Raw genomic sequence first — 16,615 nt, 5'->3', positions numbered from 1 at the left:
CGACTACTTCAGGGCGAGGACGAGGGAGTCGGAAGGCGAGGACCACACGGCGCGGGCCTCGCCGAAGCCGGCCGCGCGCAGGGTCTCGGTGTGCCACTGGGCCGAGGGGGTCTCCCCGTCGGCGTGCTCTCCGTAGATCTCGAACCGCCGGGCGGTGGGCCCGGCGAGCGCGGGGTCCTGGGCGGCGAGGGCCCACCACTCCGCCCAGTCGACAGCGCCGCCCGCCTTGGCCCGGTCCATCTGGGCGTGGCGGTGGGCGCGCTCGGCGGCGTTGATCCGCGGGGTTGACCGGTCGATCATGTGGTCGGCGTTGAGGAAGACTCCGCCGTCCCGGACGAGCCCCGCGAGCTGCCCGTACAGCGTGGCGAGCGGTCCGGCGCGGAGCCAGTGCAGGGCGGTGGCGGTGAGCACGCAGTCGTACGAGTCGTGCGGCAGCGCGGCGACCCAGTCGGGGTCCGTGAGGTCGGCGGTGACGAAGGTGACGCGGTCGTCACCGGCGAAGTAGCCCTCGGCGATGGTCAACAGGGCGGGGTCGAGATCGACCCCCGTACTCGCCGCCTTCGGGAACCGCTGGAAGAGCCGGTCCGTAATACTTCCCGTACCGCACGCGAGGTCCAGCACGCGCGGCTCGGGGCCGACGGTGGCCTCGACCATGTCCAGCATCACCCGGAATCGCTCCTCGCGATCGGGCATGTACCACTCCTGCTGACGGTCCCAGCTCTGCTGCCAGGCCCGCCAGTCGGCCCCGAGCACTGTCTCCGACACCGGAACCCCTCCATCCGTAATACCCTGAAACCAGGATCGTCTGTTACTTATGACGCCCCTGACACTAGACCGCAGCGGTAAGGACTACAAGTGGAACTGGCCTATTACTCGGACTACGCCGTGCGCCTGGTCAACACCGAGGAGCCGGCTCGTAACAAGGACTCCCTCACCTCGGTCGACGCCATCCGCGACCTCTTCGGCGGCTCCGCCCAGGCCGCCCGCCGGGCCACCGACTCGGATGTGACCCGGTTCCGTTCCGTACGGGCACGACTGCGGGCGGTGTTCACCGCGGCCGACGGCGGGGACGAGACCGGGGCGGTCGACCTGCTGAACTCACTGCTGCTGGAGTTCCCCGTCAGCCCACAGATCTCGGGCCATGACTTCCGGGACGACGAGGACCGGCCGAAGTGGCATATGCACCTCTCCGAGCACCCGTCGAACGCCACGGCCGGATACGCGGCCATCGCCGCTATGGGCCTGGCGTTCCATCTGACGGAGTACGGGGTGGACCGGCTCGGCCTCTGCGAGGCGCCGCCCTGCCGCAACGCCTACCTCGACACCTCCACCAACCGCTCCCGCCGCTACTGCTCCGACCGCTGCGCCACCCGCGCCAACGTGGCCGCCTACCGCGCCCGCAAACGCCTGGAGACAGCCCGCACCGAGACCACCGGCCGCACCGCCGACACCGCCCAGGAGACCAGCGCCGGCACCGAGCGCTGACCCGGCCCGCGCGGCCGGTATCTGCCACGCACCCGCCCGAGCAGCAGCTCAGGAGGTACGGCCCCGAACACCCGGCTGTCCCCCTCGGCCCCCGGATTGTCCCCCAGCACCCACCAGCCACCCTCCCGCCGCTCCACGAGCCGCTTGACGATGAGCAGGTCCTGCTGGAGGGGATGGCGCAGCACCGCAATATCGCCGGGCCGCACCCTGGCGCCATAGTGGACCAGCAATTGATCGCCCTGCCTGAGCGTCGGATACATCGACGGCCCGGTCACTTCGGCGACCCCGAACGGCGCCCCGGGCTCCCGCCCCTGCTCGGTCATCAGCCACCTCCGGGTCCCACGGTACGTTCCGCCACCAGTCCCATACTGACCCCGGACTTTCGACCTAAGCCCATGGGGGCACTCGCGAAAACGGGTCTCTCACGGAGTAATGTCCCACCTGAGAAGACGATCACGAGGAAGGACAGCTAGATGCTTTCCCGCCTGTTTGCCCCCAAGGTGCGGGTCAGTGCCCACTGCGATCTGCCGTGCGGTGTGTACGACCCGGCCCAGGCCCGTATCGAGGCCGAATCGGTCAAGGCCGTCCAGGAGAAGTTCCAGGCCAACGACGACCCGCACTTCCGGGCCCGCGCCACGGTCATCAAGGAACAGCGCGCGGAGCTCGCGAAGCACCACATCTCGGTGCTGTGGAGCGACTACTTCAAGCCCCCGCACTTCGAGAAGTACCCCGAGCTGCACCAGCTCGTGAACGACACCCTGAAGGCGCTCTCCGCGGCGAAGGCGTCGACGGACCCGGCGACGGGTCAGAAGGCGCTGGACCTCATCGCCGAGGTGGACAAGATCTTCTGGGCGACCAAGAAGGCCTGACCTTGGCTCGGGCGGCCCGAGCGTCGCGCGACGGGGTCCGACCGGAGCATTCCGGTCGGACCCCGCTTCCGTCGCAGCCCCTCCGGTGGCCGGACCGAGCCGCCCGGCCATGGGCTCACCCGCGCCGGGCGACACCCTCCGGCCAGACCACGTCCACCGGAATCCCGGCCGCGCGGGCCGCCACCACGGTGTCCGCCGTACCGCCGCCCTTCCCGGCCGGCGGCCGCCCGTCCCAGACGGCGACGAGCCGGTCCGCCCGCCGCAGCAGCTCGCTGTTGGCCGCCTCGTACGCACCCCGGTCCGCGGTCTCCTGCGGCAGCGTCACCACCTCCACGGCGGCCGCCACCAGCCGGTCGAAGACCGCGGCACCCTCGGGCCGCACCTTCCGCTGCCGGTAGTCCCGCGAGGGGATCACCACGACGAGACGGCCGCCCACGGCACTGACCTCCTGGGCGAAGAGACTGTCCGCCCCGGCCGCGATGCAGGACACCCCGGTGAGATCGGAGCCGTACGCGGCGAGCAGCTCCCGGAGCGCGGCCCGCACGAGCGGGACGGAGTCGTCGGTCAGGTCCATATGGCCGGTCACGGCGAGAGTCGGCACGGGTGATTCTCCTCAGCTCGACAGTAGATCGCGGATAGTGTCCCGGGCGCTCCGGACCGGCCGCGAGGCGTCGCGGCCCACGGTGTACGGACAGAGCTGCCTCAGCTTCGTACGCACCCGTCCGGACTGGGTCATACGAGCCGTCGACGGTGCAGGGAGACAACCGGCGACGCGAGTCATGATTGCGCGCAATACGTCGACGACGGCAATGCTCAGCAATCCGCTGCAATCGCCGCACACCCCGCAACGACGCGCAGCATCCTGAATTCCCGACCAGTCACGACGGAGGGCCCCATGCCGCTCAGGTTCATCGGAACAACCAGCGACGATGGCGACTGCCCCAGCCTCTACGAGATCGAGGCGACCGGCGGAATTCTCGTCCAGGGCGAGCGCGTCACCGATCCTGGACACCTCGCACAACTCCGTGACGTCAAGGAGAGTGAGGCGTTCGTCATCGTCCCGCGTGGTCTCCTGTCACGTTTCGCGCCACGTCATGAGCCCGTCGCCATGGTGGCGTTCGCGGCGGTCGTCCCCTTGTTCCGCGACTTCAGGCACACCGCGTGGCGGCTGGAGACCCGGCGTGGCTACGCATCCGACCGCAACGGATCGAAGTGGCAACGCTGGCAGGCGGGTGTGGACATCGCCTCCGAACCGGCCGACGAGTGGCGCCGGAATGTCGCCGATCAGGTCGCTCGGGGGAAGCGGTTCGAGCGGGTCCGGCTCGTCGACGAGCCTCCGACAGAAGGACAGCAGTTCCTTCTCGCCTCCGGAATCGGCAACGTCGCTGCGGGCGAGGACATCTGCAACATGAAGCGATCGGACGCCAAACGACTCGGCCTACCGGACTTCGACTTCTGGTTGTTCGACTCACGCACGCTGGTGCGATTCGTCTTCGGCGAGGACGACACCACACTGGGCGTCATCGTCAGCGAGGACCCCGCCGAAGTCGTCGCCGCCTGCCAGGCCCGGGATACCGCTTGGCACCACGCGACCCGTACCGCCGACTTCGTCAGGCAGGTACGTTCCACGAGGTGACCACAGATTTCCAGTCCGCCCGGGTTGTCCTCGGCGCACGGCTGCGCGAGTTGCGCAACGAGGCCGGTCTGACGGGGAAGGACCAAGCCGAGCGGCTCGGCTGGCAGCGATCGAAAGTGTCCCGCCTGGAGAACGGCAAACAGACCCCGTCGGTCGCCGATCTCAGCGCGTGGGCGGACGCGGTGGGTCACCCCGAGCTCGCGGGCGAGCTGAGGGGCAGACTGGCGGCGCTGGAGACGACGTACAGGTCCTGGCGCCGCCAGCTCGCGGGCGGCCACCAAGCGCGGCAGGAACTGGCAATTGCCGAGACGCGCGCGACACGCACCATCCATGGTTTCGAGGTCGTCCGGATTCCGGGCCTGTTTCAGACGGCCGAATACGCCCGGCACGGATTCGAGACGAACGCGGAGTTCCGACAGATCACCTCGGACGTCGAAGGAGCCGTTCGCACCCGGATTCGCCGCCAAGAGGCTCTGTATGAGCCTGACAAACGGTTCCATTTCCTGATGTGGGAAGGAGCCCTGTATGTGCGGACTTGCCCAGGCGGCGTCCAGGCCGCCCAACTGGACAGACTTCTCTCACTGATCGGCCTGGACACGGTAGAGCTGGGCATCGTTCCGTTCGGCGCGCAGCTCCGGCGCACCCCGACACACGGGTTCTGGATCTATGACCAGCGGCTCGTCATCGTGGAAACCATCAACACCGAGATGTGGCTGGACGATGACGAGTCCATCCGTCTGTACGAACGGGCTTGGGGCTGGCTGGCCGAGTCGGCGGTGTTCGGTCGGCAGGCGCAGCGGGTCATCGGGCGGGCGAGGGCCTCCATCGACACGGTGTGAGCAAACCGTGAGTACATCCCGAGGGGTGCGCGCAATCCCGCGCAATCGTCGCGCACGCGACCAATGAGCGTCCTTACGGTCATCCCACCGCGGCCCTCGGAGGCAGATCGTGACCACACACCACGTCGGCGACCAGAAGGTGCCAGGGGCATCGTGTCTCAGGCGCTACCGCCCGCCAGGCCCGAAGGAGGCCCCCGGGCTGCTGTGCGACGTGCGCGAGACCGCGAACCTCGTCACGACCGCGCATCTGCACTTCACCACGCCCGCAGGCGCCCGCTGATGAAGCCGCGGAGCTGACGCGACCGCCGCCGGCCCGGGGGCGAGGGCCGCCCCCGTTCCCCCACCTCCGACAGGTGGGAGGTGTCCTGCGAATCGAGGCAGGAGAGGAGGGAATCATGGCCGAGTGCGATCACGAGTGGACGAAATGGTCTGGTAAGAACCGGTGCCGGAAGTGCGGTGCCACCCAGAGTTGAATGGGGGCGGCACCATCCAGAGCTGGACAGCGTGACCGCAGGGGCCTCAGCGCGAGGCCCCTGCGATACCGGAGAGGAACCCATGTCGTCATTCCGCGTCCGCTGGGAAGACCTTCCCTCCGTGCTCCGGGCCGAAATCGCGCGGCGCACCGGCAAAGTGCGGGCGGTCGAGCCGGTGACCGGGGGAATCACCTGCCCGTTGACGCTCGTCATCCACACGGCCCGCGAGGGGCGCCTCTTCCTCAAAGGCGTACGGGACGACGACGGCCCCGGGCTCGCCGCTCTGCGCCGGGAGGAGGAACTGAACGCGACGGTCACCGGGGCCGGTCCGGCGATCCGGCACACCTTCCACGCGGGGGGCTGGCGGTGCCTGGCCTTCGCCCACATTCCGGGCCGGACCGCCGACCTCAGCCCCGGCAGCCCCGACCTGCCCGCCGTCACCACCACCATCCGCCGGATGACCGGGCTGCGCCCGCCCGGGTCCGTCGCGCTGCCCACCCTCGCGAGCACCTACGCGGGAGTCCTGGCGGCCGGTGAGGCCGAGCTGCTCCACGGCGGGCAGCTTCTGCACAACGATCTCCACCCGCACAACATCGTGGTCAGCGGCGCGGGGAAGGCGTACGTCGTGGACTGGGCGATGCCCTGTCTCGGTCCCGCGTGGGCCGACCCCGCCAACACCGCCGTGCGTCTCATGGAGTCGGGCCACAGCCCGGACGACGCACTCGCGTGGCTCGACGCCTTCCCCGTCTGGCGCCGTGCCGACCGGCGAGCCGTCGAGACCCTGGTGGCCGTCGAGTGCCGACAGCTGACGGCGTCCGTGGGGAAGGACGGCGCGGCGGCCAGCAACGCCCGCTTCCAGCAACTCCTGGCCCACCCGCCCCGCTGAGCCGCCACGTGTGATGCGGCTCAGCGGGACAGCAGCTCGCGGATACCGTCCCGCGCGGACCAGGCCGCGCGGTGGCCGACGGTGTACGGGTAGAGGGTCTTGAGCTGGTTGCGGACGCGGCCGGACGGTGCGGTCCGGGCGGCGTCGACCGCGCGGTGGGTCTCCGCGGCCCCACTGGTGACATCGCCGACGAGGAAGTGGCATTCGGCCAGCAGCGCCCGGTCGATCGCGTGCGAACGTCCGGCTTCCGGGCCGAGCACCGAGAGGGCCCTCCGGAACTCGGCGGCGGCGGCCGGTGCGTAGCCTCCGGGGTCCTGCCTGGCGAGGTCGAGGAGCCCGCCACCGGTGACACCGGCCAGCTCGGCCGTGTCGAAGTACGCGATCCAGTACGGCTCGCCATCGCCGGGTCCCGCGTCCGCGAGCGCCTCCTCCGCCCGCCCGATGGCCCGCCGGAACCCGGCTGGACGCCCCTGCCCCGCGTACGCCCACGCCTCCCGGCTGTGCAGCATGGCCCGCACACGCGGTCCGACGACCTGTCGGGCGCCCTCCTGGGCGAGGTGGACGAGCTGAAGCGCGTCATCGGCCCGGTCCCGGTAGAGCATCTGCCGGGCCATTCCCGCGAGCACATTGGCCCCGAAGACCAGATCCCGCCCGGCGTGCGCGGCCCGCAGCGCCAGCCGGTAGTAGTCCTGGGCGCGCCGTTCCGAACCCGAGTCCCACGCCATGGAAGCGGCGCTGCCGGCGAGCTGCGCCATGATCCCGTACAGCCGGGTCTCGATATGCGGTGCCTGGTGCTCGTCCAGGGCCGCGGCGACCTCGTTGAGCAGCCCCAGCACGACCTGACGGCGCAGACTCCCGTCGGAACGACTCCAGTGCCGGCACATCCGTGCGATGTCCTCCAACTCGTCCACCTCCCGGGCCCCGAGTCGCCCACGGCGCGCGGGGCGCACACAGGTCGCGGCGGGCCGCAGCCAGCCTTCCAGCGAGTCGAGCAGAGCCCCGCCGGTCAGGGTGGCTCCGGTCAGGGCGCGCGTTATCGCGCGTCTGTCCATCACGAAATCGCTCCTCGTCAGGTCGGCTGCCATGGTCACGGTGACATCAGCCCGCCACGGCACGTCGTCCGTCGGGTGCTGGGCCGGGCGCTGCGGTTCCGTGGGGCGGTTCTCCCACGTACGGGGTGCGAGTCCGAGCAGGTGCCCGGGGACGCGCAGTCCGTCGGAGATCCGGCACACCACGTCGAAGGAGGTGACCCGCTGCCGGCCGCTGATGATCGTGGACACCTTGCCGGGGGTGAGCCCGCAGGCGACCGCGATCCGGTTCTGGGAGAGCCCGCCCCACTTCTTGACGAGGGCGAAGAAGGCGGCGAAGTCGTGTTCGGAGAGCGCCGCCCGTACATCCGCCCGGTCGAGCACGGCGGGAGCCAGTGGGCCGGGGCTTGTGACATCCATGAGGGCCGACCTCCGGAGCGATCCTCAGCACCCGGGGGTGCCTTGTCGGAACATCAACGAGTGTATGACCGCCTCGGTAACCCCCGCCGGTCATGGTGCCGTTGCGCGGACGGGTCGACGCTTCGGGGAGGCAACCGACGACGACTTGGGGACCACCCATGATGACGATGAAGGTGTACCGGGCGAGCCCGAACGGAGAGCGACATCCCGCCGGGCCGACGGTGACGGTACCGAGCGGGGACCTGCCGCCGTCCCCGGCCTCGCTGCGGTTTCCACCGTGCGCCTGCCCGCGCTGCTCGGCGGCCGGCTCGGCGGCACCGGACACCAACGGCGGAGCGGGGGCCGGGACATGACGGAGATGGGACTCCCGGTCGACCTGCCGCTTCCGTTGGAGCCGCCCGAGCCAGCCGAGGGGTGTGAGGTGTGCGCGTCGCACGACGTGTGGCGGACACGTGCCCTCCGCGCCGGGGACTACTCCCGGGCCACCGACCACAGTGTGCGGATCCGCCGTCACGACACCGGGCACGGTGGCTGATGGAGATGACCGTATGGAGAGACCGCCGCGCACGGGCTGAGGCATCGGCCCAGGCCCTGCGCACCGCGCTCGCCGACCTCGGTCTGCCCGAGCGGGCCTGGGACCCGATCAGACCGATCGTCACGGCGTCCGGCAACGCGTTCGTGGACCTCGGAATGCTCCGTCCCGGAGACGTGGACCCTATCGTCGCCGCACTCACCACCGTACGAACGGACCCGCCCCAGGCCCGACCATCCTCCGGAAAGCCCCCGCCCGCACGCGCCTGCGGGCGGGGGCCCCACGGGTCAGTCCGTGTGGACGATGGAGACGACCGTGACGGTCAGGACGCTGCCGCTGATCCAGTAGTCGGTCACTGCGCCCGCGAGCACCGCGCGGCGTTTGTCACGCAGTCCGTCAACCGGGTTGCCGAAGGCGTACGGCGTGGCCGCCACCTCGGTGATCTCCCGTTTGAACCGGGTGCGGCGGTCCTGGCTCATCTTCTTCAGCGCGTCGAAGGCCATATCCGTGTACGCGACACGATGGGTGATCACCGTGTGCCCTCTTCGCCGGGGCCGAAGAAGTCCGCCACCTCTTCCTCGGAGACGAGGCCGGAGAAGTCGCCCCGCTCCAAGCGCCTGACCCTGGCCTCCTTCGCCGCGATCAGGTCCGGCCTGGTCCGCTGCGCCCACTCCGCCAGCAGCAGGAACAGATCCTCCGCCGCCGCCTCTCCGACCCCGGCGTCGAACTCGGCGCGCAGATCGGGCGGGAGCGCGTCCCGGATGCCGTTGATGGTCGCGGGCAACTCGACCCTGTTCCCGTCCAAGTAGGTGCTGAAGGTCTTCCCTGTTCTGGTCCCGGCCATCCGCTCCCCGCTTCCGCGCGTCTCCGGTCAGGCTATCCGCCCAACGCGGCCCGGTAGCGAAGTTCGATGCTCCGCTCAACGCACCCGACCGGTCCACGTGTCCGGCCCCTTCCGGATACGCAGACAGCGGCGGCGGTGCCTTCTACGATGAAGGTCGAGCCCTCGTTCCTCGAACCGTTGGGGAGGCCGGCATGGAGATGCCGAGCCCACGTCCGTCGGCGCACAAGCCCCGCCCGGACTACCCGCCCAAGACGCCCCCGCCGCCGAAGAAGCCACCGTCGCCACCGCCGCCCGAGACGCTGACGGGACCGGACGCCATGACGCGTACGAGCGTGGGCCGGGGCCGTCGAGTGATGGCGAACCGCCAGGGCGCGGCGTGGATCCTGGACGTCCAGCCCTGGGCGAAGGCCAAAGGTGCGCACCATGTTGCGGAGCAGCTCCTCCGCTGGGGGTGCCATCGGCCGGAGGGACTGGACGACTTGGTCCGCTTCCTGATGGCGACGGTCATGAACGACGGTGGCCGCCGGGTCAGTCTGCACCTGGCGGAGGAGAGCCAGCGGGCGCTCGTCCTCGCCCTGAGCCACCAGCCGCGCCCCCCGGCCATGGACGCGACCGTCCTACCCCGTCTCCAGGTGCTCGGCGCGCTGAGCTGCGGCACGGAGGCCACGGTCGAGGGACGGCAGGTGTGGGCCGTGGTCGACCTCGCGCGAGGGGTGCGGACGGATCTGCGGTAGGGGCCCACCAGCCCGTATGCACGGAGGCAGGGCGCGACACCCCGTCGTGCCGATCATCGAGGCCCCGGCCCCGCTGAAGACCTGCGGGTGCGAGCCCCCTCCGTCGTGCCAGGTTCGCGTGCCGGCCCCGGCCCGGCCGCAGTCGCTCCGCCACCCGATCGGGTGGCATCCGCTCGGAGGGCCCCCCGGTGCCCGAACGCCCCGGCCACCCGGAAGCGGGGACTCGGCGAGGGCGTCGGGGAGCCGCCCCGGACTCGTGAGGGTGATCGAGCACCGGGCGACGGGTCGTTCGGTGGACGGCTACGGCGTCGCACGCCACTCAGGTGGGAGGGTTCGCTCAACGGCGTGGAGCATGGTGCCGGTGGAGCGAAGGAAACCTGCGGGGAGAGGAGTTGAGCCGATGCGGTGGACGGTTCACGGGGAGCGGCAGATCTATGAGAACCCGTGGGTCAACCTCTGGCTCGCCGATGTGCAGCAGCCCGATGGCCACCGGCTGGAGCACCATGTCGTCCGGATGCGCCATCTCGCGGTCGCCGTCGTGGTCGACGATCGGCGGCGGGTGCTGATGATGTGGCGACACCGGTTCATCACCGACACCTGGGGCTGGGAGTTGCCCATGGGGCTGATCGAGCCGGGTGAGACTCCGGCGCGGACCGCCGTGCGGGAGGTGGAGGAGGAGACCGGCTGGCGTATCGGGGCCGTACGCCCCCTGGTGTACGCGCAGTCGGCGAACGGGATCACCGACTCGGAGCACCATGTGTTCCGCGCGGACGGCGCGGTCCACATCGGTCCGCCGACGGAATTGAACGAGTCGGACCGGATCGAGTGGATTTCGGTCGACAAGATCCGGGGGATGATCGACCGCCGCGAGATCGTCAGCGGCGGCAGCCTGCTCGGGCTGCTCTATCTGCTGTTGGACGACGCCGGCCGGGAGGCGCCCGAGGCGTGACCGGGCGGCGGCGCCGACACCCTCCGTACGAAGGATGTTCGAGCCGTGATGACCTTACGTCGTTGGTGGCGGACAGCCACCGCCGTGGCCGCCGCATTACTCATCGCCCACCAGGTGCCCGGAGCGCCCGCGAACCGCTCCGGGCCCCCCGCCAAGGTGCGCACCGCCGCCCTGTCGGTGGGCGCGGACGGGGCCTCGGCCGTCCTCACGAAACGCGGCACCCCGCGGTTCAGCATGGTTGGTGTCACCTGGGCCGATCCGACCGCGCGGGTCACCGGGCCGGTCGAGGTACGGACCCGGGACAGCCGCTCGGGCGTCTGGTCCGGGTGGCTGCCGCTGGGCGGTGACGGCGGTCGGGGCGACGGTGGCGGACGCGGGCGCGGTGGGACCGAGCCCGCCTGGGTCGGGCCGTCCGACGGAGCCGAGGTACGGGTGAGCGGGACGCGAGGCGCGGGCGCCGGGCTTCCCCGCGGGCTCCGGCTGGACATGATCGACCCCGGTCCCGACCGGCGCCCCGAGGGGGGCGGAGGGGACGGCATGGTGCCGGTGGCATTCACGCGCGACGCGCCGGACATCGTCTCCCGTGACTCCTGGGGCGCCGACGAGTCCCTCAGCCCCGGTGCACCCGACTATCTCCCCGGCGGCGTGGTCAAGGCCGTGGTGGTCCATCACACCGCCCACTCCGACGACTACACCTGCGCCCAGGCCCCCGCCGTCGTACGCGCCATCCACACGTACCACGTGGCCCAGTTGAGCTGGAACGACATCGGCTACAACTTCGTCATCGACAAGTGCGGCACCGTCTACGAGGGCCGCAAGGGCGGCGCTGACCAGCCGGTGCTGGGCGCGCACGCCTACGGATTCAACTCCGAGACCACCGGTGTCGCCGTCATCGGTGACCACACCGACGCCGCACCCCCCGATGCCGCGCTGACCGCGGTGGCCCGGGTCGCCGCCTGGAAGCTGGCGCGGTACGGGGTCGATCCGACCGGTACCACCACCCTCACCGCGGGCGCGGACGGGAGCAACCACGCCCACCAGTCGTGGCAGGAGGGCGACGCGCTCACCTTCCCCGCCATCCACGGGCACCGGGACGGCTACCCCACCGAGTGTCCCGGTGACGCGTTCTACGACCGGCTCCCGGACGTACGGGACCGGGCCGGCGACGACGGGTAACCGACGCCTCCGCACGGTCGGCGGGCCGGGGGCGAACGGCCAGGACCCCGGCCCGCCGCACCGGGTTGGCGGGCGACGAGCACATCGGCCGGGCCTTCCCGCTGCCGCACGGCGATCGCGAGCAGCGCCAGCGGCGAGCCCGACCGCCAGGACCCCGGGAGACCCAAGGAACCCAGGGGCCTCAGCGGCGTGGCGACGGCGGTACGGGGAGGAGTGCCAGCGCCCCCGCCAGGGCGAACAGTGCCAGCACCCGCCAGCGGTCCGCCGCGCCCTCCCACCGCGCGGTGTCCTCGGGATCGCTGAACAACGCCACATCCGACGGCAGGAAGACCAGCGTCAGCACGACCACCACCAGCGCGGACGCGCTCACCAGCCCGCCACCCCGCCCCTGTGTGAACCGCAGTCCGGCCAGGGCGAGCGCCACCGTGAGGAGGGCCAGCGCCGCGGACTCGGCCGCGAGGTCCCCGTACGGGAGTTCAGGACCCGGCTGGAGCGCCCGACCCACCAGGACCACGCCGAGGGACCAGGCGGCGGCCAGGACGAGCAGCGCCCCGGCGATCCGCAGCGAGCGGCGCAGCCACCACGGCGACGGGCAGAGCGCGGTGGTCGTGGCGGCCGGATCGTCCAGCACGAAGCCCAGGCCCAGGCCGCCGAGGACTGCGGCGAGATGCGCCAGCAGGACGGCGGCGCCGAGATCGACCTCCAGCGAGAAGACGAAAGGGACGGCACAGACGACGGCGCCAAGACCCGCGCCGAACAGCAGCGGCAGGGTGCGCGCGGCGCGGTACTCGTAGGGGAGGACGGGACGCGCCACGCGCAGAGCACGGCGGAGTCGACGGCCCGCGGTCGGCGCGGGCACGGTCCTGGGAGAGCCGGGGGTCGGCGCGGACTCGGTGCCGGGAGGGCCGGGAGTCGGCCCGGATTCGGCCCCCGAACGGCCCGCGGTCGGCGCGGACTCGGTGCCGCCCGCTCCCCCGGGACGGCCGGCAGTCGACGCGGGCGACGGTCGACTCCCTCTTCCGGGACGGCCGGGAGTCAGCGCGGGCACTGGACCGCCTCCTCTCCCGGGACGGCCGGGGGAACCGCCGGAGCGCTGACGCCGAGGAGTTGGGCCGCGCGCGTGGAAGTGGTGGCCGGGTCGGTGAGTTCCGTCCAGGAGCCCGCCACCTTGGCCCGGACCTCGGCGGCCGGGAGGTCGAGCAGTTTCATCGCGGTCTCGGCGTCACCGCGTTCCACCCGTGCCATCGCGAGCGTGCCGCCGAAGCCGACATCGCCCCAGCTCCGCTTCAGCATCGAGCGCAGGGCGGGCGCGGTCTCCGGCGCCGCCTGGGCGGCCAGCCAGAAGGAGACGATGCCCGGTCCGCCGCAGACCAGCTCCGTACCGGGCCGGTCGGCCGCGGGTCGCCCCCCGGCCGCACCGCCCCGCACGACCCGCAGGGCGAATGAGGTGGCGAAACCGCTGGTGTCGTCGGTCGCGGAATCGTCGCCGTTGCCCCAGCCGGTGCCCACCACGATCGCTCCCGGGGTGCCCGCGCGCCGGTCGTCGTCGGCCCAGCTCTCCTTCGGCAGGGTGCCGTTGAAGATGCCTCCCGAGGAGGGGAGGGGGGCGATGCGCTGCCGGACCACGTAGTGCTCCCGCTGGGCGGCGGCCGGGACCCGGCGCAGGATGCCGTCCACGACCCGGGACCACTCCCGGTGCCGGTCCAGGAATTCGGGGAAGGCGCAGTAGGTGATCCGCTCCTTCCGTACGCAGCGCTGATCGGCGGACGGCGCGTTCACGGCCCGGTCCCGGGCCTCGGTGACGGAGTCGGGCACGGGGAGCAGTTGGGCCGCGCCGGTCGCCAGCGCGCCGGCGACCGCGAGCGCCGTGGTGATCCGCACGGCAGGGCCGCGCAGCCCCGTCCGGAGCAGGGCCACCGCGCCGAACGCGGCGGCGAGGAGGAGGAGATAGAGCAGATGGAGCGCGGCCGGGCGGCCCAGCAGTTCGGACGGCAGTCCGGACCGGTGCCCGTCCTCGACGGCGATCAGCCCCCACCACCGCCAGGGGGAGAAGACGAACATCCCGCCCACGACGGTGGCGATGCCCAGCACGCCCAGGGTGATCGGGCCCGCCGCGACGGAGGTGGAGAGGGTGCCGATCAGCACGGCGAGCGCGCCGGCCAGCAGGACGACGGCGGGTCCCGCCGCGAGTTCGGCCGCGGAGGGGGTGCCGACCGCGCCGGGGAGCAGGGCGAGCCAGACCGTCCGGGCCCCGGCCAGGACGGCGACGAGGGCGACGGCCGGGAGCACCGCGAGGAGATGGGCGGCGGCGCGCTGCCAGGGTTCGAGGACCAGGGTCCGGAACCAGGCGTCGGTGCCGTCCCTGGCGGGCCGGAGCACGGCCAGGTGGACGGCGAGGAAGACACCGGCCGCCACCAGGAGTAGCTGGAGCTGGAGGTAGCGGTCCTGGTCGTGGAGGACGGGGAAGTCGGAGGCGCCCGAGACCACCGTCTCGTAACCCCACAGTCCGATGCAGAGGGCCAGTGCGACCAGTAAGGCGGGGTGGCGCAGCAGCCGGCGCGCCTCGGCGCGCGCGAGGGCGCGGATTCCGGTCAGGGGGGCGGTCGGGCCCGGCCGGGGGGCGGGTGGGGTGCTCACCTTGTACGAGGTGCTCATGCGGCCGGCCCTCCTCGGGTGTCGAACGGGTCCTGGGCGCCGAGCGCGCCCCCGGTGTTGAACGAGTCCCGGGCGCCGAGCGCGCCCCCGGCAGCGTTGGGAGGCCCCTCCCGACCGGACAGCGAGTCCCGGCCGCCAGGAGGCCCCCCGAGGCCCGTCAACACCTCCTGGGCGTCGGAGTTGAGCAGCAGGTAGGCGTCCTCCAGGGTGGGTTCCGCCAGCTCCGCACCCTCCGGCGGCACGCCGATGTTGCGGTGGACGCCGGTGCCGGTGCGCCAGCCCGCGACCGAGCGCGGATCGCGGTCCTGACTGAACCAGACACGCCCCCGGGCGACCTCGCCCAGCCCCTGCGGGGTGGCGTCGTAACGCACCCGCCCGGCGCTGAGGACGACCACACGGTTGCAGAGCGCGGCCACGTCCTCCGTCTGGTGGGTGGAGAGCAGGACCGTGCGGCCCGCGCCCAGTTCGGCGATCAGCTCGCGGAACCGCAACCGCTGCTCCGGGTCGAGCCCGACGGTCGGTTCGTCCAGGATCAGCAGCTCCGGATCACCGACCAGCGCGGACGCCAGGGCGACCCGCTGGCGCATCCCCCCGGAGAGGGCCTTCATCCGCTTCCCGCGCTCCCCGGTAAGCCCGACGGCCGCCAGCACCCGCCGTACCTCCTCATGGCGGGCCGCGCGCACGGTGTGCTCCTTGAGGATGGCGACGTAGTCCACGAACTCGAAGGCGGTGAAGTGCCGGTGATAACCGGGGGACTGCGGCAGATAGCCCAACCGGCGACGGATCTCCTGGCGCTGGGCGGATACGAGCGGATCCCGGCCGAGCACCCGGATGTCGCCCCCGGTGGGCACCAGCGCGGTCGCGAGCGCGCGCAGCAGGGTGGTCTTGCCCGCGCCGTTGGGCCCGAGGAGTCCGGTGACACCGTTGGTCAGGCTCAGGGTCACATCGTCGAGGGCCAGGGTCTTGCGGTAGCGGACCGTCAGGCCGTGCACCGATGTGCCGGCGACGGTGACCGTCGCGGCGGAGAGGTCGGGTGTCATACGCGGAGTCCCTTCTCGATGTCGAAGTCGGCGCGGAGCAGCGCCAGCAGGGTCACGGCGGCGATCAGCAGTCCGGCGAGGACCGACTGTCCGGCGAGCGAGAACAGCAGCTCGGAGTGGCGGGTGGCGGTCACCGCGCCCAGCCAGCAGGCGCCGGCCGCTGCGGCGGCGGCCACGGAGCCGAGCCGGGGCAGCAGCAGCAGGCAGACGACGGTCACCAGACAGGAGGGCAGCAGCCAGCCGAAGGCGGCGGGGCTCAGCCCCGGCAGGGCCAGCGAGGCGGCGGCAGTCAGGACGACGGTGGCGCCGAGGACAGCGACCGTGCGCAGCACCACCAGCCGGAACGCGCTGGGCGCGGCGACCTGTCCCAGTTCGTACGCGGGGTCCCAGCGGCGGCCGAGCGAGCCAGCGACTCCGGCGGCGGGCAGCAGCGGCGCCACCGCGAAGAAGGTGAGCGGGGTGTCGCCCGGCTCGGCGAGGCGGGCGGTGAGGGCGGCGAACAGGAGGGTGACGACGGTGCCGAGCAGCCAGGTGGCGCGGAGCGCGGGGGCCGCCGCCAGCAGCCTGGCCGTGTGGTCGGGAACGCCCAGCGCGAGGAGCAGCCGCTCCCAGGGGCCGGGCAGGGGGATGTCGATGGCGCGGTCGAGCCGCTCCCAGCCCCGGTCGAGCGCCGGGGTGTCGGTGTACGGGGCGAGCCGGGCGCGGCAGTGGGCGCAGGCGTCCAGATGGGGCTCGAAGCGGTGGCGGGTGTCAGGGGCGAGGATGCCGTGCGCGTACTGGCGCAGGATCTCGCCGGGGGGGTGGGGGTTCGCCGGGTGCTCGGTCATCGCTGTCGTCCCTCTTCTCCTTCTCGTCCTTCTTCCTGCGGTCGTGCCGCGCGCTCAGTCGGCTGCCGGCCGGCCGCCGGAGGGTCCGTCGCCGCGCGTTGCCGGACCGTACGGATCGGAGGCGTACGGGGCGGTGCCGTACGGGGCGGGGGCGTGGCGCCTTCCGTCGTACGGTCGCGGTCACCGGCTCGGTCACCGGCTCGGGCGGCCCGCTCGGGGTCG

Annotated in this window: 19 protein-coding genes and 1 pseudogene; 10 read left to right on the top strand and 10 right to left on the bottom strand. The window is 72.1% G+C overall.

What is annotated here, in order from left to right; genetic code table 11:
- Positions 1-3: 3 nt before the first annotated feature.
- Positions 4-693, bottom strand: a complete 690-nt coding sequence (locus ACH4S7_RS16790) for a class I SAM-dependent methyltransferase (protein ID WP_398522360.1) — start codon at positions 691-693, stop codon at positions 4-6.
- Positions 694-855: 162 nt separating this feature from the next.
- Between ACH4S7_RS16790 and ACH4S7_RS16785 the strand changes: the two genes are divergently transcribed.
- Entirely contained in the window at positions 856-1,485 is a 630-nt protein-coding gene (locus ACH4S7_RS16785; protein WP_398521936.1) for a CGNR zinc finger domain-containing protein, read from the top strand.
- Here the strand turns inward: ACH4S7_RS16785 and sodX are convergent.
- Positions 1,389-1,808, bottom strand: a complete 420-nt coding sequence (gene sodX, locus ACH4S7_RS16780; protein ID WP_398521935.1) for a nickel-type superoxide dismutase maturation protease — start codon at positions 1,806-1,808, stop codon at positions 1,389-1,391. The two genes, ACH4S7_RS16785 and sodX, sit on opposite strands and share 97 nt — an antisense overlap.
- Before the next feature lie 150 nt (positions 1,809-1,958).
- On the opposite strand from sodX, the gene sodN reads away from it, so the two are divergent.
- Positions 1,959-2,354: a superoxide dismutase, Ni gene (sodN, locus tag ACH4S7_RS16775; protein ID WP_398521934.1), complete on the top strand. Its 396-nt coding sequence runs from the start codon at positions 1,959-1,961 to the stop codon at positions 2,352-2,354.
- 115 nt (positions 2,355-2,469) lie between these two features.
- On the opposite strand, the gene ACH4S7_RS16770 is transcribed toward sodN, so the two are convergent.
- A complete protein-coding gene (locus ACH4S7_RS16770; RefSeq protein ID WP_398521933.1) occupies positions 2,470-2,955 on the bottom strand; it encodes a hypothetical protein in 486 nt (161 codons plus the stop codon).
- A 294-nt stretch (positions 2,956-3,249) separates the two neighbouring features.
- Here ACH4S7_RS16770 and ACH4S7_RS16765 point away from each other — a divergent pair, with 294 nt between their 5' ends.
- From ACH4S7_RS16765 to ACH4S7_RS16750, 4 genes are all read left to right on the top strand, one after another.
- A complete protein-coding gene (locus tag ACH4S7_RS16765; protein WP_398521932.1) occupies positions 3,250-3,990 on the top strand; it encodes a DUF6879 family protein in 741 nt (246 codons plus the stop codon).
- Positions 3,987-4,829: a helix-turn-helix domain-containing protein gene (locus ACH4S7_RS16760; protein WP_398521931.1), complete on the top strand. Its 843-nt coding sequence runs from the start codon at positions 3,987-3,989 to the stop codon at positions 4,827-4,829. The genes ACH4S7_RS16765 and ACH4S7_RS16760 overlap by 4 nt, the downstream gene beginning before the upstream one ends.
- 109 nt (positions 4,830-4,938) lie before the next feature.
- Positions 4,939-5,109 carry a hypothetical protein gene (locus tag ACH4S7_RS16755; RefSeq protein WP_398521930.1) on the top strand — a complete coding sequence of 57 codons (171 nt, stop codon included), beginning with the start codon at positions 4,939-4,941 and terminating at the stop codon, positions 5,107-5,109.
- 275 nt (positions 5,110-5,384) lie between these two features.
- The gene (locus ACH4S7_RS16750; protein ID WP_398521929.1) at positions 5,385-6,188 is read left to right on the top strand and encodes a phosphotransferase; all 804 of its coding nucleotides are present in this window, start codon (positions 5,385-5,387) and stop codon (positions 6,186-6,188) included.
- A gap of 20 nt (positions 6,189-6,208) precedes the next feature.
- Here ACH4S7_RS16750 and ACH4S7_RS16745 read toward each other — a convergent pair whose 3' ends face one another.
- Positions 6,209-7,636 carry a helix-turn-helix domain-containing protein gene (locus tag ACH4S7_RS16745; protein WP_398521928.1) on the bottom strand — a complete coding sequence of 476 codons (1,428 nt, stop codon included), beginning with the start codon at positions 7,634-7,636 and terminating at the stop codon, positions 6,209-6,211.
- Between the two features lie 277 nt (positions 7,637-7,913).
- On the opposite strand from ACH4S7_RS16745, the gene ACH4S7_RS16740 reads away from it, so the two are divergent.
- The gene (locus ACH4S7_RS16740; protein ID WP_398521927.1) at positions 7,914-8,171 is read left to right on the top strand and encodes a hypothetical protein; all 258 of its coding nucleotides are present in this window, start codon (positions 7,914-7,916) and stop codon (positions 8,169-8,171) included.
- 284 nt (positions 8,172-8,455) lie between these two features.
- Here ACH4S7_RS16740 and ACH4S7_RS16735 read toward each other — a convergent pair whose 3' ends face one another.
- Positions 8,456-8,701 (bottom strand): hypothetical protein, encoded by a 246-nt coding sequence (locus ACH4S7_RS16735; RefSeq protein WP_398521926.1) that lies wholly within the window; start codon positions 8,699-8,701, stop codon positions 8,456-8,458.
- Complete coding sequence (locus ACH4S7_RS16730) at positions 8,698-9,012, bottom strand: hypothetical protein (RefSeq protein ID WP_398521925.1); 315 nt, start codon at positions 9,010-9,012, stop codon at positions 8,698-8,700. The genes ACH4S7_RS16735 and ACH4S7_RS16730 overlap by 4 nt, the downstream gene beginning before the upstream one ends.
- A gap of 191 nt (positions 9,013-9,203) precedes the next feature.
- Between ACH4S7_RS16730 and ACH4S7_RS16725 the strand changes: the two genes are divergently transcribed.
- The 3 genes from ACH4S7_RS16725 to ACH4S7_RS16715 all read left to right on the top strand — a co-directional run bounded on the left by ACH4S7_RS16725 (position 9,204) and on the right by ACH4S7_RS16715 (position 11,871).
- Positions 9,204-9,746: a hypothetical protein gene (locus ACH4S7_RS16725; protein ID WP_398521924.1), complete on the top strand. Its 543-nt coding sequence runs from the start codon at positions 9,204-9,206 to the stop codon at positions 9,744-9,746.
- Positions 9,747-10,146: 400 nt separating this feature from the next.
- Positions 10,147-10,695 (top strand): NUDIX hydrolase, encoded by a 549-nt coding sequence (locus tag ACH4S7_RS16720; protein WP_398521923.1) that lies wholly within the window; start codon positions 10,147-10,149, stop codon positions 10,693-10,695.
- Between the two features lie 48 nt (positions 10,696-10,743).
- Complete coding sequence (locus ACH4S7_RS16715; RefSeq protein WP_398521922.1) at positions 10,744-11,871, top strand: peptidoglycan recognition protein; 1,128 nt, start codon at positions 10,744-10,746, stop codon at positions 11,869-11,871.
- 181 nt (positions 11,872-12,052) lie between these two features.
- Here the strand turns inward: ACH4S7_RS16715 and ACH4S7_RS16710 are convergent, their stop codons facing one another.
- From ACH4S7_RS16710 to ACH4S7_RS16695, 4 genes and pseudogenes are all read right to left on the bottom strand, one after another.
- On the bottom strand, positions 12,053-12,685 hold the full coding sequence (locus ACH4S7_RS16710; RefSeq protein WP_398521921.1) for a hypothetical protein: 633 nt from the start codon (positions 12,683-12,685) through the stop codon (positions 12,053-12,055).
- Positions 12,686-12,906: 221 nt separating this feature from the next.
- Positions 12,907-14,526: an ABC transporter permease gene (locus ACH4S7_RS16705; protein ID WP_398521920.1), complete on the bottom strand. Its 1,620-nt coding sequence runs from the start codon at positions 14,524-14,526 to the stop codon at positions 12,907-12,909.
- A gap of 173 nt (positions 14,527-14,699) precedes the next feature.
- A pseudogene (locus tag ACH4S7_RS16700) lies at positions 14,700-15,566 on the bottom strand (ABC transporter ATP-binding protein); the annotation flags it as partial.
- Positions 15,563-16,393 carry a zf-HC2 domain-containing protein gene (locus ACH4S7_RS16695; protein WP_398521919.1) on the bottom strand — a complete coding sequence of 277 codons (831 nt, stop codon included), beginning with the start codon at positions 16,391-16,393 and terminating at the stop codon, positions 15,563-15,565. The pseudogene ACH4S7_RS16700 and the gene ACH4S7_RS16695, both read right to left, overlap by 4 nt.
- Between the last annotated feature and the right edge of the window lie 222 nt (positions 16,394-16,615).

Source organism: Streptomyces sp. NPDC020965 (genome assembly GCF_044333555.1).
In the GTDB taxonomy this organism is placed as follows: domain Bacteria; phylum Actinomycetota; class Actinomycetes; order Streptomycetales; family Streptomycetaceae; genus Streptomyces.
Note: the sequence above shows the minus strand (reverse complement) of the source record. Positions and strands in the feature narration are given on the sequence as shown.

Bases quoted from the DNA above. Each gene is read 5' to 3' on its own strand.
- ACH4S7_RS16790 (WP_398522360.1), bottom strand. From the start codon at position 693: ATGCCCGATCGCGAGGAGCGATTCCGGGTGATGCTGGACATGGTCGAG.
- sodX (WP_398521935.1), bottom strand. From the start codon at position 1,808: ATGACCGAGCAGGGGCGGGAGCCCGGGGCGCCGTTCGGGGTCGCCGAA.
- sodN (WP_398521934.1), top strand. From the start codon at position 1,959: ATGCTTTCCCGCCTGTTTGCCCCCAAGGTGCGGGTCAGTGCCCACTGC.
- ACH4S7_RS16765 (WP_398521932.1), top strand. From the start codon at position 3,250: ATGCCGCTCAGGTTCATCGGAACAACCAGCGACGATGGCGACTGCCCC.
- ACH4S7_RS16750 (WP_398521929.1), top strand. From the start codon at position 5,385: ATGTCGTCATTCCGCGTCCGCTGGGAAGACCTTCCCTCCGTGCTCCGG.
- ACH4S7_RS16745 (WP_398521928.1), bottom strand. From the start codon at position 7,636: ATGGATGTCACAAGCCCCGGCCCACTGGCTCCCGCCGTGCTCGACCGG.
- ACH4S7_RS16730 (WP_398521925.1), bottom strand. From the start codon at position 9,012: ATGGCCGGGACCAGAACAGGGAAGACCTTCAGCACCTACTTGGACGGG.
- ACH4S7_RS16725 (WP_398521924.1), top strand. From the start codon at position 9,204: ATGGAGATGCCGAGCCCACGTCCGTCGGCGCACAAGCCCCGCCCGGAC.
- ACH4S7_RS16720 (WP_398521923.1), top strand. From the start codon at position 10,147: ATGCGGTGGACGGTTCACGGGGAGCGGCAGATCTATGAGAACCCGTGG.
- ACH4S7_RS16715 (WP_398521922.1), top strand. From the start codon at position 10,744: ATGACCTTACGTCGTTGGTGGCGGACAGCCACCGCCGTGGCCGCCGCA.
- ACH4S7_RS16705 (WP_398521920.1), bottom strand. From the start codon at position 14,526: ATGAGCACCTCGTACAAGGTGAGCACCCCACCCGCCCCCCGGCCGGGC.
- ACH4S7_RS16695 (WP_398521919.1), bottom strand. From the start codon at position 16,393: ATGACCGAGCACCCGGCGAACCCCCACCCCCCCGGCGAGATCCTGCGC.